A 15281-nucleotide genomic window follows, 5' to 3' on the forward strand; every position below is an offset into this window, starting at 1 on the left:
TAGTCCTGATGATTGAAGGGGGGTTGACCCCCTCCAATCATCCCACAATTCCCCTCACCGCCAACCGGGGAGGTGTGGCGGGAGTACCCTTGTGGATGTCTAGATGGGAAATAGGAAATTGAGTGAGCATAGTTCAGGCGATCGGACAATACAACCTACAGGTAAGCATATATTCCTTTGGTTCATCAGAGGGGATTGTCGGTTACCAACAGATAGCATTTCCCCTCTTTCTCAGAGGGGAAATCCGACTTATTTAATACTTCCTTTCCTTTGGCTCAAACATATTAATCACCACTGGACGATATTGAATGTCAATCCCTGCGGGTGAATAGTAAGCCATAGTGTGTTGCAGGAAATTGGTATCATCTCGCTGGGGGTAATCTTCGCGGAAGTGTGCGCCACGACTCTCTTGACGATTGAGAGCTGATGCCAAAATAGTTTGTCCAACTACCATTAAACTCCGCAATTCTAAGGCTTCTACTAGTTCTGTATTCCAGCAACTACCTTTGTCGTCTAAATATACTTGACTATATTTTTGTTGTATTTCTGATATTTTCTGCCAACCTTGACTCATTAATTCTTGAGTGCGGAAAACGCCACAATACTCGGTCATAGCATCTTGGAAGTCTTGGCGGACTTGGTTAATCCGGTATTTTCCAGGCTGTTCTAGTAAAGCTTGGATTTCTCGCTGGGCTTGTGTGATGTAACCTTGCTCATCTATAGAAGGTAACTTACGTTTCTGCACATATTGCGCGATCGCCGCCCCAGTCCGCTTACCATAAACTACACATTCTAATAGGGAATTACTACCTAGACGATTTGCTCCGTGGACGGATACACAAGATGTCTCACCAGCAGCAAAGAAGCCTTCAACTAAGCCATCTCCACTGCTGCGGACTCTACCATCGGTGTTCACTGGGATACCACCCATACAATAGTGAATTGTCGGACGGACTGGCATTGGTTGAGTCACTGCGTCCACACCAACTAAGCGGTGGGCTTCTTCCCAGCAGAAGGGAACGCGACTCATAATTTTTTCTTTGCCCATATGGCGCAAATCCAGATAGACAAAGGGGCCGCCTGCACTACCATCTAAATTCACACCACGTCCAGCGCGAATTTCGTAAGCGATCGCCCGTGAGGTAATATCACGGGGGGCTAGTTCCATGCGACTGGGTGCATAGTTCGCCATGAAGCGATCGCCTTCACTATTAATTAAATACGCTCCTTCCCCCCGCACAGCTTCGGAAATCAAGACCCCAACAGGATACAAACCAGTGGGATGGAATTGAACAAACTCCATATCTTCCAGAGGTAAACCGGCGATCGCACTCATCGCCAAGCCATCGCCAGTAGAGGCGTAATCATTGGAGGTGGTGTTATAAACGCGACCATAACCCCCCGTGGCAAACATCACTGCTTTTGCCCGTACAACCTCAATATGCCCGTCTAACAGGCTGTACATGACTAAACCCTTAGCCTCATTTTCTTCCAAAATCAGGCGCATCACATACCACTCTTGGTAAATCTGCACACCATAACGCCGCAAATTATTTACCAATTCATGGAGAATTGCGTGACCAGTCTTATCAGCTGCGTAACAGGTGCGGTTGTGGGAGTGTCCACCAAAAGCCCGTTGAGCAATGCGACCATCGGGGAGACGTGAAAATAAAACACCCATGTGTTCTAGGTCAATTACCACGTCTGGGGCTTCTTGAGTCAGAATTGCCACTGCATCCTGATCTGCTAAATAATCAGAACCTTTGACAGTATCAAAAGCGTGAGCTTCCCAAGTATCAGTAGAATCAACATTTTTTAGTGATGCAGCCATACCACCTTGAGCTGCAACAGAGTGGGAACGAATCGGGTGAGTTTTGGCGACCACTGCAACATTTAAACTAGGGTCAGTACGGGCAATTTCCACAGCCGCCCGACATCCCGCCAGCCCACCCCCGACAATAATCACATCATGCTCTAGCATATTAGCCACCGACTGCAAAACACTGCTGTTCTATTGTAGAGATGTGATTCACTGAGCAGTTTTCCATTTCTAAAAAAAATTCTCTGCCAGTAGACAGAGAAGTTACAAAATTTAAAATTCAAAATGCAAAATTAAGTAATATTGTCAACTGGTGGCTTGTACAGGTTGTTGTTGGGAAACATTACCGGGGATAGGTTCGGTTTTAGTTCCTGGTTCTACAGCAGTTACTTCAATATGATTTAACAATGTAGTTACAAATGCAAACAACAAGAAAGGTAGCGATAGCAGCACGACAAGACCCACAGTTGCTAAAGCATATACTGGTCGCCTAGCACCCATGAGTGCTAATGCTGATGCCAAACTCAGAGTAATCGTAATTAACCAAACAATTATTTGACCGTAGATATCACCAAAGGTCAGAGTGCAGACAAAACGATAGTTTTGATTATTATTTTTGCTCATTTATGCTTGCCTCAAGGCTCTCCTATAGGTTCTACGTTAGAACCATGTTTGGCTGGCAGACAATTTCTCAATATTTTTGCAAGGTTTGTAATATCACTTCATAAATCTGGTGCTGAGTGCTGTTAGTGGTAGCGGGGTAATGAGCAGCGTGCAGAGTAGAGAATAAGTATTGACTATTGATTTATTACAAAAGATTACATGATTTGTCATATATTGGGTTTGCACCCGTCTTTTTGGGTGTCTGTTTTTGTGTGAAGCGAATTCAATTCGCCTGAATAACCAAACCCATGAGTCAAATAGTCTGGATTGCAAGACACGCCAACCGCCTCGACTTTGTTAACCCCGATTGGTTTCTCACCGCAGAACGACGCTATGATCCGCCCTTGTCTGATGATGGTATCGTACAAGCTAGACAGTTAGCTCAACGTTTGAGAGGAGAAAAAATCGGTCATATTTTCGCTTCTCCTTTTCTGCGAACGGTACAAACAGCCAACGCAGTAGCAGAAGTCTTGGATTTGCCGATTAATCTAGAGACAGGGTTGAGTGAATGGCTCAATCCAGCTTGGATGACAGAAGAACCAGAACGACTATCAAGTTCAGCGTTGGTAGAATTATTTCCCAGGATTGATCTTAGTTATACAGCACGCATCGCTGCAAACTATCCCGAAACCCACGAAGAAGTAAGAGCGCGTTCGGGACAAACAGCTAGATGCTTGGTGACTGAATTCTTCCCAGATAACATATTGCTAGTAGCACATGGCGCTTCTGTACTGGGGGCTGCAATGGGACTGGTGGGGGAAATTGCCAAAACTGAAGTCAAGGCTTCTTTATGTTCCTTAGTCAAAGTTGTGCGTTACGGCCCTGATTGGTTGCTAGAACTAAAGGGAGACACTTCTCATTTGGCTCAGGTAGAGGAAGTTATTCGGTTTGCATAGACTGTTGACTATGGACTAATGACTATTGATCACTCACTAATTTACTGATAAGTTTTATGACTTTGTTATTAGCAGGAGATATTGGCGGGACGAAAACTATTTTGCGATTAGTGGAAATCTCCGACTCATCGGGTTTGCAGAGTATTTATGAGGAAAGTTACCATAGTGGGGATTTTCCCGATTTAGTGCCGATGGTGCAGCAATTTTTAGCTAAGGCTAATGTACCCAGCACACCCGAAAAGGCTTGTTTTGCGATCGCCGGGCCAGTGGTGAATAATACTGCCAAGCTAACCAACTTAGTTTGGTTTTTGGATACTGAACGGTTAGCACAAGAATTGGGTATCCCGTTAATTTCTCTGATTAATGATTTTGCTGCTGTTGGTTATGGGATTTTTGGTTTAAGTAAGAAAGATTTGCTAACTTTGCAAGTTGGTAAAAACAAACCCGAAGCACCCATTGCTATTATTGGTGCTGGTACGGGATTAGGCCAAGGTTTTTTAATTAAACAGGGCAATCACTATCAAGTTTTCCCCTCTGAAGGTGGACACGCCGATTTTGCCCCCCGCAACGAATTAGAGTTTCAGCTATTAAAATATCTACTGGATAAACATGATATCCAGCGCGTGTCTGTGGAACGAGTAGTGTCTGGACAGGGGATTGTCGCCATTTACCAATTTTTACGCGATCGCAAATTAGGTACAGAATCGCCAGAAATTGCTCAAGTTGTCCGCACCTGGGAACAACAAGCAGGACAGTCGGAAAAAACCGTCGATCCTGGTGCAGCTATTGGTAAAGCCGCACTCGAAGGAAGCGATCGCCTCTCGGAACAAACTTTGCAATTATTTATTGATGCTTACGGTGCAGAAGCCGGAAATCTTGCCCTCAAACTCCTACCTTATGGCGGCTTATACATTGCAGGTGGAATTGCACCTAAAATCCTGCCCTTGATTGAAAACAGCAATTTCTTACTCAATTTCAGTCAAAAAGGCAGAATGCGCCCCCTGCTGGCAGAAATACCCGTACATATCATTCTCAATCAACAAGTGGGGCTAATAGGTGCTGCTTTGTGTGCTGCTAGGTTATAACAGCTAGCATCATCAGTAATATCAGCATCTGCGAATGCCAAAACTATGACACGAAAATTTGTTTTACCATTAATCGCCGCTACCTTAGTTTGCAGTGGCTCCATGACTGTAGAAGCACGTCAGCCTAAACGTCCTAATGTGCCAGCCAAAGCAACAGTGTCTCAAAAGAAACCACCTATTGCTCAACCAGTGCAGTCAGAATGGAAATTGTTTACTGCACCAGATGGGCGCTTTTCTGTGTTAATGCCAGGAATACCCAAACAGGATTCTCAAACCCAAAAAACTTACATGGGGGAAATTAACCTAGAGGTATTTTTAGCCCAACCCCCAAAACAGGAAGTTGCCTATTTAGTGGTATACAACGAATTTCCCCATAGTTATGGGCAAATGACAGATCCCCAAGAAATTTTGAATAACGTCCGGGATATGGCGCTAAAGACTACACAAAGTAATTTGTTAAATCAGCGCAATATTCGCAGTTCTAACGGTCATCCAGGCAAGGAAATTGCTTACATTAACTCTGGCGGTAAGATTACCAGAAGTAGAATTTATGTGGCTGAGGGACGCTTGTATCAAGTAATGGCTATAACTACTAAAAAACAGCAACAGACTTTAGCTAAAACCATTACCGGATATCTCAATTCCTTCCAATTAGTCCTGAAAAAGTGAAAAATGCAGTGGTGTAGGGGTAAATTTTTTCTTTCCCTTACACCCTCATAGTTTCATACCCCATACCCTGACAAAGCGAAGAATTTGGCTGCGTAAGTCCTAATAGAATAATCAAAGTATTGGTTTTACTTAATTCAACTGGCCGAAAACTTCTATGAATCCTCAGGAAAGTGATACAAAACAATCCCCTGCGCCATCAAAAGCATGGCGTGGTTGGCAAGAAAATTTAACGCTGATTGCGATCGCTTTATGTTTAGCCCTATTGATTCGGACTTTTATCGCCGAACCCCGCTACATACCCTCTGAATCGATGGTTCCTACTTTATATGAAGGCGATCGCCTAGTAGTGGAAAAAGTCTCTTACAATTTTCAGCAGCCAACAACTGGGGATATTGTCGTTTTTCAGCCACCCGCAGAACTACAACGCCGGGGATATCCCAAAGACCAAGCCTTTATCAAACGGGTAATTGGTACACCAGGAGAAATCATCAGCGTTAAAGGTGGCAAAGTTTACCTGAATGGGCAACCATTACCAGAAGACTACATTGCTGAACCACCCAGTCAACCATTTCCACCAGTCAAAGTCCCAGAAGGTCAATTCTTTGTCATGGGAGACAACCGCAACAATAGTAATGACTCTCGCTACTGGGGCTTTTTACCAAAAGAAAATATCATTGGTAGAGCCGTATTTCGCTTTTGGCCGCCTGATCGTGTGGGAATAATTTAGCGATTAGAGGTAGTTGTCAGTTGTTAGTTGCTCCCACTGGCTACTGACTATCCCAGACACCTATCGCTGGAGTCCACCAGCTTGAAAAGCTTCTCCAGCAGTCAAACTTAATTCTGGGAAAGTTGGTGACATGATTCGTTCATTACTTCTAAACTGATTAACTTGATATTCTCCATCAAATAATGAGTAAACAGAAAAAGTTGGTTGTTTAGGATTACCGATAAATTTCCTACCACCTAAACCTAAATAATCCACAATCCAATATTCTTGAATTCCCAATAATTCATAATCTTCTAATTTTCTAGCATAATCATCTTCCCAATTAGTGGAAACAATCTCTACGACTAAAGGAATAGATGTTCCCATTGTAATGATAGATTCCCTCTCCCATCTAGGTTCCAGACTACCAACTTTTTGCTCATCTAAAATAATAACATCTGGCTCATATCCTGACTCTTGCGCTGGCTTGATAACGCATTCTTTCGGGATGAAATAAGGCAGATGCAAGCGTTCAATTTCTATAAATAATTTACCAGAGAGGAATCCAGCTATTTTTGAATGTTTACCTGTTGGTTTAGGCATTTCTACAATTTTCCCATCATGTAGTTCATAGCGTTGTCCCGTATTCTCTGGATACCAAGCAATAAATTCATCAAAAGTTATCGGTTTGATTAAGGCTTGAGTCATGAACTTATGCTCTTTGCACTAGTAAGAATAAATCTTGTCTTGATATTAAAACCTGAGAAAATACATTAACTGAGCGATCGCCTCACCAGAAAGCTGCAATCTTCGCTGGAAATCAGCCAAGTTACGGTAAACCCCAACCGACACCCGATTTTCTATCACTGCTTGGGCTAAAGAGACATCGATATATGGTATTTGGGCTAACTCTTCAACTGAGGCGGTGTTGGCATTAACTAATTGTGTAGAACCAACTAGGGATTCGTGGTCATAATAACTAAAATTTAATAAAGGCTTTAACGGTTCCAGTCGTGGTACTGGTAGCCCCAAAGCCGCAGCAATATCTTCAATACAGTAAAATTTAACACCAGAACGAGAGAGTTCAACTAGCGATCGCGCTTGGTGAATCGACAACCCCGGTAGCCGCAACCAATCATCGACAGTTGCTTGGTTAGCATCAATACGAATTCCCAATTGTGCTGCAATCTGAATTTCCTCCCCAGACTGTAGTCGATAGTAGGGGTCATTCAGCAGCTTGACACGAAGTTTTTGTACCCTAGAATTCCAAGGAAGCCAATTAGTCATTAGTCAATAGTCAATAGTCAATAGTCAACAGTTCTCTTCTTCCTCTCTCTGCACCCTGTCCCTCTGCATCTTTTTACTCTCCATCAAGAAATCTGATCAAGCAACTGGCGGCGCTTTTGTTCAAATTCGTACTCGGAAATCAAGCCATCTTGACGTAGAGTATCTAATTCCCGTAAAGCATCAGCGATCGCTCCTACCTGATTCACTACATAGGGGGATTGTTTGACTGCTGGTTTACCCAAATTAAAATTACGATCAAAAGCTTCTTCATCTTGGGCTAAGTACCAGACCCCCTCAATAGCACTAGCTACCTTAGGAATAGGTGTCCAAGAAAGTAAAACGTATAACAACCCCCAAACTGGCTGTCCTAAATAAAACTTATGTAATCCAGAAATGCTCACCGTCCCAGCAAAAGCTAAAATAGCGGCAACGCTTCGACTTTTACGCTTAGTTAACATATCCCCTATTAATTTACCACTACTACAGTTTTGTCAATCAGACAGCGATCGTAGCCAATAGCCAAACACCCTAATCAATGCAGCATTACAAAATTCAGACTGTCTAACCTAACAAAATATATATATGAATGAACTTATTTTATTCATATAGACCTCACCTAATCTTAATCCCCAATTCCTATTCCCCACTCCCCACTCCCCATTCTTCGATGCTATCTTAAAGTTTTCATCTGCAAACCCTAATAAAATGTCACAGACTTTTATCCCCGCAGAATGGCTAAAACAACTCTCTGACCCCTATGCTGTCTTAGGGATTGCTGTGACTGCTGATGAGCGAAAAATCCTCAATCGTTATCACGTTTTAGCAAAACTGCTACATCCCGATCGCTACACTAACAATAATAATTTGGAGAAAAAATTAGCAACGACAATTTTTACCTGCTTAGTTAACCCTGCTCACGAGCAATTGAAGCATAAGCACAAGCGTACTAGCATTTTAGAGTCACTCAGGTTAGAAGCGATCGCCTGGAAAAAACAGTCGAAGTCTGTGCAGAGTTCCCCAGCCAAAGAACTCATGGCAATGTCTGCACGAGAAGCCGAGTTATTTTATGAAGAAGCGATCGCTTCTTATGCAGAAGCCCAGTACAAATCTCTGCACAAATCCCATCAGATAACTAAACAAATAATTACCTTAAATCGAATTTACCTATGCTTGCAGAAGTCGGAACCTATGATTTTGCAAGTAAATCCATCTGTAAAACCCAAACAAAAATCTCCACCTATAGAGGTGCAGGTACAAGAAATCACTTTAGATCAGAAAACTAATGTCAAGCCCGCAGTTATAAATTATGCTCAACGGCACTATCAGCGCGCTATTCAGTATACTAAACAAGGTCAATGGGCATTAGCTGTGCAGGAACTACGAGATGCAATCAAGCTAGAGTCAAGTAACAGCGATTATTATGCCTTATTAGGTTTCGTGCATCTGCGACAGAATTTTCCGGGGATGGCAAAAGTTTATATGCGCCAAGCCTTGAAACTTAATCCGCAGCAGCAACTAGCTTTAAAATATGCTAACTTTTTAAAAATTAACTGTATTGATAATATCGATCCGCCATCACTTGCGAAGGCTTTAGGTATTGCTGCCTTATTAGGTAAATTCGTTACCAAAGTAGAAACTAACTTGAGTCAAGTGTTGAAATCTCGGTAAGAAACCGTACTGAGACCGAAGTTTGTTTTTAAAGTGAATCCCCTAGACTAGAATGAAAATAGAGGCAAAACTATAAGCTGCTGAGTGATATTACTCAGCCCAGTAGAGGCACATGGGATTCTTTGACTCTGAGATAGTTCAGCAAGAAGCAAAACAGTTGTTTGAAGATTATCAAGCACTGATTCAACTAGGCAACAACTACGGCAAATTTGACCGTGAGGGTAAAAAGTTATTTATTGAGCAAATGGAAGCAATGATGGATCGCTATCGCGTCTTTATGAAGCGATTCGAGCTTTCAGAAGACTTTATGGCACAAATGACTGTAGAGCAGCTCAAAACTCAATTGAATCAGTTTGGCATCACTCCTCAACAGATGTTTGATCAGATGAATATGACTCTGGAGAGGATGAAATCGGAGCTAGAGAAACAGACTTAAAAGGGGCAGGGGAGCAGAAGAATAATTCTTTACTCCCCACTCAGTACCCCCCTAATTTGCCTTAGGACGCGGAAATTGAGAAGGTGGTCTGAAGTTTTGAACTGGTACACCTTTGAGCGCCTTAGTCATAAACTCACGCCATATAGGAGCTACCATCCCACCACCAGTTGCACCACTGGCTAGTTGTCGGTTATCGTCTCTACCTATCCAGACAGCAGTTGTTAACTGTGGCACGGTACCCACATACCAAATATCTTTTTCAGATGAAGTTGTGCCTGTTTTACCAGCAGATGGACGATCAATGGCAGCACCTTTACCAGTACCATCAGTGACCACTGAGCGCATCACATCTATAGTGGCAGCTGATGCCCAAGGATCTAAAACTAGCTGGGGTTTGGGAGTATTGTCTAATAAAACATTGCCACTGCTATCGGTAATGCGAGCAATGACTGTTGGCGGCGATTGCCAACCATAATTGGCGAAAGTCGCATAAGCACTAGCCATTTCTATTGGTGTGACACCAATTGCACCTAGTGGCAGGGAAGTCACAGGTTCCATCGGACTCATAATACCCAAGATGCGGCAAGTTTCCACCACTTTATTCATGCCGATGGTTTTACCTAGTTTAATTACGGGAATGTTCCGTGATTGAGCTAGAGCAGTCCGAATTGACATAGCACCACTAAAACCACCATCGTAGTTTCTGGGAGTGTACCAATTATTTCCATCACGATATCTGACTGGAGCATCTATCACCGTGCTATCAGGTGCAAATTTACCAGTCGCAAAAGCAGCATAATAGACAAACGGTTTAAAGGAAGATCCTGGTTGACGTAAAGCTTGTGTAGCTCGGTTAAACTCACTACCTCTAGAGTCTACGCCACCTACTAAGGCTTTGACAAAGTGAGTCCTGGGATCAATTGCTACAAGTGCAATTTGGTTTCTACTTAAACCTTGACCTAGTAAATTTTTATGCCACTTTTTCACAGTGTCTTCTGCCATCGTTTGGAAATTAGCATCAACTGTGGTTTGTACCCGCATACCACCCTTAAGCAGGGTCTCACGTCCAAACTTTTTAGCTAATTCCTGGGACACAGTGTTGGTTATGTAAGGCAGCGCACTACCTTGGAATGATCTAATTCTCCCAAATGTAATTTCTTCCTTGAGCGCATCATCATACTCTTTCTGGCTAATCCAGTTTAATTCCAGCATCCGCCCCAAAACTTCTTTTTGTTTCTGGTACGCCAACTTTCTATTAGCAAATGGGCTATATTCTTCTGGTGCTGGGATTAAACTCGCCATCATGGCCGATTCAGCTATGGTTAGGTTCTCGGCTGACTTATTAAAGTAACTACGTGCTGCTGTCTGCACACCATAATTATTATGACCCCAATAAACTTGATTGAGGTACATTTCTAAAATTTGGTCTTTAGTGAGAATTTGTTCTAAGCGGATTGCCAGTACTCCCTCAGCTAATTTACGAGTAAAGGCACGCCTACGGCTTAAAAATAGGTTTTTCACCAACTGCATGGTGATGGTAGAACCGCCCTCTTTCACACCACCAGCAGCCAAGTTGGTGACGACAGCACGCCCTACACCAGTGGGGTTAATCCCGTGGTGATTATAGAAATGACTATCTTCGCTGGCTAGTACAGCTCGTTTGAGATTGGGAGAAATTCTATCTAAGGGTACGACTTCACGGTTAGCTTCTCCGTGAACACTAGCTAGTAGTTTGCCCTTGATGTCATAGATGTAAGTTGTTTCTGACGGGAAAAAATTGCGTAGCTGTCTGACATCTGGTAAATTGCGGAAACTGATCGCTAAACCAACAAGCCCTCCGGCTACAATGGAGCTTGTCAACATCGTCAGTGATAATAGAGTTCCGCCAGCTACTTGGCCTACGCCTTTAAAAAACTCAAATCCAGACGAAGTACGACGTTGCGGTTGCTTTTGTTCAAAAGTCCTAGACGACACGGCGATTTCACTTCCTCACTTGTAAATATTACTGTAATTCATTCTTTGAAGCAGGGTGGTTAATTTTTTGCAATTATATTAGTCTGGCAGATGAAATAACGGACAATTTGTCTGTGAACATAAAAAGCCCAACTTTTCTAGTAAAAAACGTAGTTAATAGCGAATCTCTTAAGTATGGCGGATAATTTTTCTTGGCTGCATCGTGGGATAGCGGAAGTTTTCCCACAACCTACTGATGCTGAAAGTGATATTGAGAGTCTAGAGAAACGCCTAGCAACTACGGATAGACCTCTGCGGGTAAAATATGGCATTGACCCGACAGGAGCCGATATTCATCTTGGTCATAGCATACCAATGCGTAAACTGCGAGGGTTTCAAGATGCTGGTCATACAGCAGTGTTAATTATTGGTGATTTTACCGCACGTATTGGCGACCCAACAGGTAAGTCTGAGATGCGTCGCCAACTGACAGAGGCAGATGTCAAGCAAAATGCTCAAACATACCTCGACCAAGTGCGTCCTATTTTGGATTTTGACACACCAGGCAGGTTAGAGGTACGTTATAACTCAGAATGGCTTTCCCGGCTTGATTTAGGGAAAATTACTGAGTTACTTGCCACCATGACTGTGGGGCAAATGTTAGCCAAAGAAGGATTTGCCGATCGCTATAAGAAAGAGAATCCGATTTTCCTGCATGAGTTCCTTTATCCTTTGATGCAGGGGTATGATTCTGTTGCTATTGAGGCAGATGTGGAATTAGGCGGAACAGACCAGAAGTTTAACATTGCTGTTGGTCGTGATTTACAACGTCACTTTGGTCAAAAGCCCCAATTTGGAGTACTTCTACCAATTTTGATCGGCACTGACGGAGTACAGAAAATGTCCAAGTCTTTAGGTAATTACGTGAGTTTATCTGAACACCCAGGACAAAAATACCAAAAGTTACAAGGTGTTCCCGATCAACTGCTGAAAGAATATTTTGAACTACTGACGGATTTACCCATAGACACATTGCCAGAAAATCCCCGCGATCGCCAAATGCTCTTAGCTTGGGAAATCGTTAAACAATACCACGGCGAAGAAGCAGCCAATGAAGCCAAAGAAGCTGCTAAAAGTGGCGGTAAAGAAGGTGCAGTCCCAGAATTCTCTTTAGCTGGGATCTCCCAATTCCCTGTCAAGTTAGCTTATTTATTGGGTGCTACTGGCTTGTGTAAAAGTACAGGGGAAGGTAAACGGAAAATCCAAGAAGGTGGAGTACGCTTAGATGGCGATCGCATTTCTGATGCCGATACCTCCTTCCCGCAGCCCGATGAATTGCTAGGACGAGTGTTACAAGTGGGTAAAAACAAGTTTGTTCGCTTAGTTCCTTAGAAGCGGCAAGGGGCAGGGAGCAGGGAGCAGGGGAAGCAGGGGGAGCAGGGGGAGCAGGGGGAGCAGGGGAAGCAAAGACTAATGATCAATGACTATGGACTAATGACTAATGACTAATGACAAAATAATTGTGGCTTTAGATGTGCCGGATGAAGAGAGCGCGATCGCTCTCATTGATAAATTAGAGCCTGTGACTTTTTGGAAGGTTGGTTTGGAATTGTTTACTAGTTCCGGCCCGAAAATTTTGGAAGTACTGAAATCTAAACAAAAGCGCATCTTTCTAGATTTGAAGTTTCATGACATCCCCAATACTGTGGCTGGGGCTTGTCGTGCTGCTGCTGGTTACGGAGTAGATTTGATCACAATTCATGCTACCTCTGGTAGAGATGCCCTAAAGGCTGCGAAAGAGGCAGTACAGGAAGGAGCAGCAGAAGCTGGTGTTAAACCACCCAAGTTAATTGCTGTGACGGTGCTAACGAGTATTTCTGCCAGACAGTTGGCTTTGGATTTGAAAATTCCTTCAGAATTGCCAGAATATGCCTTAGATATGGCACTGATGGCGCAAGAAATGGGGTTAGATGGGGCTGTTTGTTCGCCCCAAGAAGTGGCACATTTACGCCAAATTTGTGGGGATGACTTTGTGCTGGTTTGTCCGGGGGTACGTCCAACATGGGCAGAATCGGGAGATCAAAAGCGATCGCTCACCCCGTCCCAAGCCCTCCAAGCTGGGGCTGATTATTTGGTAATTGGACGACCAATTACGGCGGCGACTGAACCTGAGTTAGCCTGGAAACGAATTTCTCAAGAGTTAACTACAGTGGCATGAGGGTAGACATGAAAGGGCAGGAAGGAGGCAGGAGGCAGGGGGCAGGGGAGCAGGGGAGCAGGGGAGCAGGGGAAGCAGGGGAAGCAGGGGAAGCAGGGGAAGGATTTATTACTCAGCATGGGCTAAACGTTCCGCTAAGGCTAACAGCACTCAACTTTGTTAAAAAGACAAGTTATGGTTTTTGGCTGCTGACTTTGGGTTTTTGGCTGATTTTCAGCAATAGTTATGAGAAAACAGCATTCTCACAAAATCTCACTCCTCAACCCTCTTTACAGCCTGAGAATAAGTTTGTTTGTCATGAGCAAAGTCTAGAGACTTTAACTACTCAGTTATTGCGCGATTTACCTGGCTATGCCAATCGTGCCACTCAACGCGGTCGCCGACTTCGCAGAAGTAGTGATATTTATAGCTATACGCTGGTAGCAGGTAAACCTGAATTTCAATCATTGCCCCTAGAGCTTGATGGTTCTCACACAGATGGGCAAAAAAACACTGCATCAGATATTGAACAAGTTTTCTTTACTACTTTACACAGACAGTATATAGATAAAAAAGCAGTGGAATTACAAGAATTCCACTGGTTACTTTTAACAAAAACTCCCAGCGACTGGCGTTTTGTCATGATGCTGACTCAGACTGGTGCTTATCCCCAACAACAGCCACCATCGCCGCCACGAGATAGTAGTAACGGTAGTATTGCTCAAGGTATCAAAACTTGGTTGCGAGATTGTCAGGCAGGAAGCGTGCGTATGCGATGACAATGGGTAATGGTTGAAGAAGGCAGAGAGAGAGGGCAAAGGGCAGAAAGAAGGTTGTCTACATTCGGGGATACATACCCCTCCTGAACAAGAGCGATTTTTAAGATTTTTAAATTATCAGATATTTACTGGATGAGTTCGCCCAATATTTTTTAGGTCAAAAAGATGATTGTTGAAAAAAAGCATTGGATTCAAATGGCTTGTCAACTTAAAGGTTCAGTTATTAGAGCCATTTATAAACGAGTTATTTATTGTGGATTATTTGGAGTTTTTGTTTCTTTATTATATTACTTCAAACTCCCTGTATCTCAACCAATTTTAGGGAGTGTTATTCCTAGTATTGTTTTAGGTTTATTACTGGTTTTTCGGACAAATACAGCTTATGATCGTTTTTGGGAAGGGAGAAAATGCTGGGGTTCTATAGTTAATAATACTCGTAACCTAGCTCGACAAATTTGGGTTTCCGTAGATGAAATATTGCCTAAAGATAAAGAAGAGAAAATAGCAATTTTAAACTTACTTGTAGCTTTTGCTGTGGCTACCAAATTGCATTTGCGTGGAGAAGATGTCAATGATGAGTTAGAAGAATTAATGTCATCTTATAAATATTCTAAAATTCAGTGGATGAATAATCCTTCCCTGGAGATAGCCTTTTGGATTGCCGATTATTTACAGCAAAAGTATGCTCAAAATTGCTTAAATAGTTATCAGTTAATGTCTATACAACAATTATTAAACAATTTAGTAGATAATTTAGGAGCTTGCGAACGGATTTTAAAAACACCTATACCTTTGGCTTATTCCATCCATCTCAAGCAATTGTTATTACTATATTGTTCTCTTTTACCTTTTCAAATGGTAGAGAGTTTGGGTTGGTGGACAGGTATAGTGGTATCGTTAGTGAGTTTTACTTTGTTTGGCATTGAAGCTATTGGTTTGGAGATAGAAAATCCTTTTGGTTACGATGCTAATGATTTACCATTAGATGATATTTGTAAAACTATGAAGCGGAATATTGAAGATTTAATTACTTTATCTCCCTATGTTTGCTCTCCTGAATTGGGTGGAACGTCAAATGTCATGATCTAAAAAAAGTAACACCACTGAAAAGAATGCGACAGAT

At 42.7% G+C, this 15281-nt stretch carries 16 protein-coding genes; 10 read left to right on the top strand and 6 right to left on the bottom strand.

The annotated features are described in order from the left end of the window. Positions 1 to 253: 253 nt before the first annotated feature. Both H6G18_RS17640 and H6G18_RS17645 read right to left on the bottom strand, forming a co-directional pair. On the bottom strand, positions 254 to 1981 hold the full coding sequence (locus tag H6G18_RS17640; protein WP_190408403.1) for a succinate dehydrogenase/fumarate reductase flavoprotein subunit: 1728 nt from the start codon (positions 1979 to 1981) through the stop codon (positions 254 to 256). A gap of 144 nt (positions 1982 to 2125) precedes the next feature. Then, the gene (locus tag H6G18_RS17645) at positions 2126 to 2443 is read right to left on the bottom strand and encodes a hypothetical protein (protein ID WP_190408404.1); all 318 of its coding nucleotides are present in this window, start codon (positions 2441 to 2443) and stop codon (positions 2126 to 2128) included. Positions 2444 to 2730: 287 nt separating this feature from the next. On the opposite strand from H6G18_RS17645, the gene H6G18_RS17650 reads away from it, so the two are divergent. From H6G18_RS17650 to lepB, 4 genes are all read left to right on the top strand, one after another. After that, complete coding sequence (locus H6G18_RS17650) at positions 2731 to 3378, top strand: histidine phosphatase family protein (protein WP_190408405.1); 648 nt, start codon at positions 2731 to 2733, stop codon at positions 3376 to 3378. Positions 3379 to 3434: 56 nt separating this feature from the next. Continuing rightward, entirely contained in the window at positions 3435 to 4463 is a 1029-nt protein-coding gene (locus tag H6G18_RS17655) for a glucokinase (protein WP_190408406.1), read from the top strand. A 45-nt stretch (positions 4464 to 4508) separates the two neighbouring features. Continuing rightward, positions 4509 to 5132 (top strand): hypothetical protein, encoded by a 624-nt coding sequence (locus tag H6G18_RS17660; protein ID WP_190408407.1) that lies wholly within the window; start codon positions 4509 to 4511, stop codon positions 5130 to 5132. A 154-nt stretch (positions 5133 to 5286) separates the two neighbouring features. Continuing rightward, a complete protein-coding gene (lepB, locus tag H6G18_RS17665) occupies positions 5287 to 5859 on the top strand; it encodes a signal peptidase I (RefSeq protein WP_190408408.1) in 573 nt (190 codons plus the stop codon). Positions 5860 to 5919: 60 nt separating this feature from the next. Here the strand turns inward: lepB and H6G18_RS17670 are convergent, their stop codons facing one another. The 3 genes from H6G18_RS17670 to H6G18_RS17680 all read right to left on the bottom strand — a co-directional run bounded on the left by H6G18_RS17670 (position 5920) and on the right by H6G18_RS17680 (position 7583). Beyond that, positions 5920 to 6546 carry a Uma2 family endonuclease gene (locus H6G18_RS17670; RefSeq protein ID WP_190408409.1) on the bottom strand — a complete coding sequence of 209 codons (627 nt, stop codon included), beginning with the start codon at positions 6544 to 6546 and terminating at the stop codon, positions 5920 to 5922. A gap of 45 nt (positions 6547 to 6591) precedes the next feature. After that, positions 6592 to 7125, bottom strand: a complete 534-nt coding sequence (locus H6G18_RS17675) for a helix-hairpin-helix domain-containing protein (protein WP_190408410.1) — start codon at positions 7123 to 7125, stop codon at positions 6592 to 6594. Positions 7126 to 7208: 83 nt separating this feature from the next. Then, positions 7209 to 7583 (bottom strand): NINE protein, encoded by a 375-nt coding sequence (locus H6G18_RS17680; RefSeq protein ID WP_190408411.1) that lies wholly within the window; start codon positions 7581 to 7583, stop codon positions 7209 to 7211. A 247-nt stretch (positions 7584 to 7830) separates the two neighbouring features. Here H6G18_RS17680 and H6G18_RS17685 point away from each other — a divergent pair, with 247 nt between their 5' ends. Then, entirely contained in the window at positions 7831 to 8793 is a 963-nt protein-coding gene (locus H6G18_RS17685; RefSeq protein WP_190408412.1) for a J domain-containing protein, read from the top strand. A gap of 112 nt (positions 8794 to 8905) precedes the next feature. Beyond that, positions 8906 to 9229 (top strand): DUF1825 family protein, encoded by a 324-nt coding sequence (locus tag H6G18_RS17690; RefSeq protein WP_190408413.1) that lies wholly within the window; start codon positions 8906 to 8908, stop codon positions 9227 to 9229. A gap of 51 nt (positions 9230 to 9280) precedes the next feature. Here the strand turns inward: H6G18_RS17690 and H6G18_RS17695 are convergent, their stop codons facing one another. After that, positions 9281 to 11203, bottom strand: a complete 1923-nt coding sequence (locus tag H6G18_RS17695) for a transglycosylase domain-containing protein (RefSeq protein ID WP_190408414.1) — start codon at positions 11201 to 11203, stop codon at positions 9281 to 9283. A gap of 174 nt (positions 11204 to 11377) precedes the next feature. Between H6G18_RS17695 and tyrS the strand changes: the two genes are divergently transcribed. The 4 genes from tyrS (at position 11378) to H6G18_RS17715 (ending at position 15247) form a co-directional block, all read left to right on the top strand. After that, complete coding sequence (tyrS, locus tag H6G18_RS17700; RefSeq protein ID WP_190408415.1) at positions 11378 to 12574, top strand: tyrosine--tRNA ligase; 1197 nt, start codon at positions 11378 to 11380, stop codon at positions 12572 to 12574. 109 nt (positions 12575 to 12683) lie between these two features. Continuing rightward, positions 12684 to 13400 (top strand): orotidine-5'-phosphate decarboxylase, encoded by a 717-nt coding sequence (gene pyrF / locus H6G18_RS17705; RefSeq protein WP_190408416.1) that lies wholly within the window; start codon positions 12684 to 12686, stop codon positions 13398 to 13400. 8 nt (positions 13401 to 13408) lie between these two features. Continuing rightward, a complete protein-coding gene (locus H6G18_RS17710) occupies positions 13409 to 14158 on the top strand; it encodes a hypothetical protein (RefSeq protein WP_242040384.1) in 750 nt (249 codons plus the stop codon). Between the two features lie 165 nt (positions 14159 to 14323). Continuing rightward, positions 14324 to 15247, top strand: coding sequence for a bestrophin family protein (locus H6G18_RS17715; RefSeq protein WP_190408417.1), 924 nt, complete (start codon positions 14324 to 14326; stop codon positions 15245 to 15247). Positions 15248 to 15281 lie beyond the last annotated feature (34 nt).

The organism is Anabaena subtropica FACHB-260, from assembly GCF_014697105.1.
GTDB classification, from domain to species: Bacteria; Cyanobacteriota; Cyanobacteriia; order Cyanobacteriales; family Nostocaceae; genus Trichormus; species Trichormus subtropicus.